Annotated in this window: 1 protein-coding gene; it reads right to left on the reverse strand. The window is 44.0% G+C overall.

The window, feature by feature from the left end:
* Positions 1 to 187: 187 nt before the first annotated feature.
* Positions 188 to 1354: an ISAs1 family transposase gene (locus F6K51_RS37020; RefSeq protein WP_293031099.1), complete on the reverse strand. Its 1167-nt coding sequence runs from the start codon at positions 1352 to 1354 to the stop codon at positions 188 to 190.
* Positions 1355 to 1536: the final 182 nt, after the last annotated feature.

The following is a 1536-nucleotide window of genomic DNA, read 5'->3' on the forward strand; positions in this document are numbered from 1 at the left end:
TAAAATCACTGTAAATTGACCGAAAATTTGACAGTGAAAACTTGACAGTGTATCATAAGCCATGAAGAGCACTTAAGCCAAAGAAAATCTATCTAAGTACAACAGGGATATTGGATTTAAGCTATCAAAGAATATTCCTGACTTCTAAGGTATTCATAGAGAGAGTTTCCCTTAGAACCCCACCACTCTAGGACTCAGCTACACTCGCACTCAGAATTTTCATCAGAAAGCTATTGTCGATTCCGGCCCTGTAACGCTTCATTTTCAGACTCTGCTTCGAGGGTTCGCGCTTGAGCAAATTAACACTTAAACGGCGCAACAAACCTAGGTTTTCTGCTCCGTGACCCTGACGCACTCGACTGGCATCTTCCTTAAATGTGACATCGAGAACCCAATGTAAACTATTTTCAATACTCCAGTGGGAGCGAATCACCTGATTGTGCCACTGGGCATCCGCTTCCAAGCTACTGATGTAGAATCTAACCTCTGTGGTGGTTTTATTCCATAATTGCCTGTGAGTGCAAACCATCACCACCGTGGTTAAACCCAGCCACTGACTTTGGCGATGCAAAGATGGTAACTGATTTACTGGTACTGCCCAAACTTCGCGAGTTTCCAGGCGATGATGCCCACTTTCAGTAGTTCGATTATAGCTGTAGTCAATTCCCTGCCAATGTTGAGCTTGGGCTTGCTTGAACCAAGTTTTTACCTGCTGATTGAGCCTAGGGTGGTTACCTTTGAGAGCGAGGACATAATCCCCTTGTCCCTGTTTGATTTGCTGCGCAATTTCCCGTTGAGTGCCCATAGCATCCAAGGTTACTACAGCTCCCTTGAAATTGACCAACTTCAGGAGTAGTGGCACTGCTGTGATTTCATTGGACTTGCTCTGTACTTTTTGCTGTGCCAGCACTAACCCATGCTCACTACTCCAGGCACTTACACTATGTAGTGCTTTGAGCTTACTTTCTCTGTCGTAGGAGCCTTTTGCTGTCTTGCCATCTACATGAATCAGTTCCAGATTTAATTTCTCTGTAATGCTGCCGATCCAATCGAGGAAGCTGTGGTTTAGTTCCTCTGGCTCTAGCTGGGACAATACTCTTCCGAAGGTATCATGTGACGGAATACCATTGGGTATCTCGACAAATGTTTCTAGCCATTCTTGCTTTGCTTTTCCATAGGTTTCTATTCCTACAAATCCTTCTGCCCCTGAGAGTATGGCTAAGATGGCTATGGTGATAATTGCCACTAGACTATGAGCTTTCCTCGAACCCACTCTGGGGTCTTCGAGATCCTGAAAATGTTTGATTACGCTTTTTCTGAGGATTTCTACCTCTGGTTCTTCAAGGTCGGTCATAACGCCCTTGCCAAAGCCTTTTGCCATGATCAGTAAACGGGGAATGGGACTCTTAATTTCTCTGATGATAACTTGATAAGATCCTCCAAAACTGCTTCGATTGTTGCCAAGGCCGAGTTTGATTATCCTCTTTATTTCTTTTGTCAAGTACAATTTATACCAAATTCAATGCGATTACCCTG

This window comes from Moorena sp. SIO3I8 (genome assembly GCF_010692325.1).
GTDB lineage: Bacteria > Cyanobacteriota > Cyanobacteriia > Cyanobacteriales > Coleofasciculaceae > Moorena.

What these genes read in the sequence shown, in the direction of transcription:
- F6K51_RS37020 (WP_293031099.1), bottom strand. Translation starts at nt 1,354, where the DNA reads ATGACCGACCTTGAAGAACCAGAGGTAGAAATCCTCAGAAAAAGCGTA.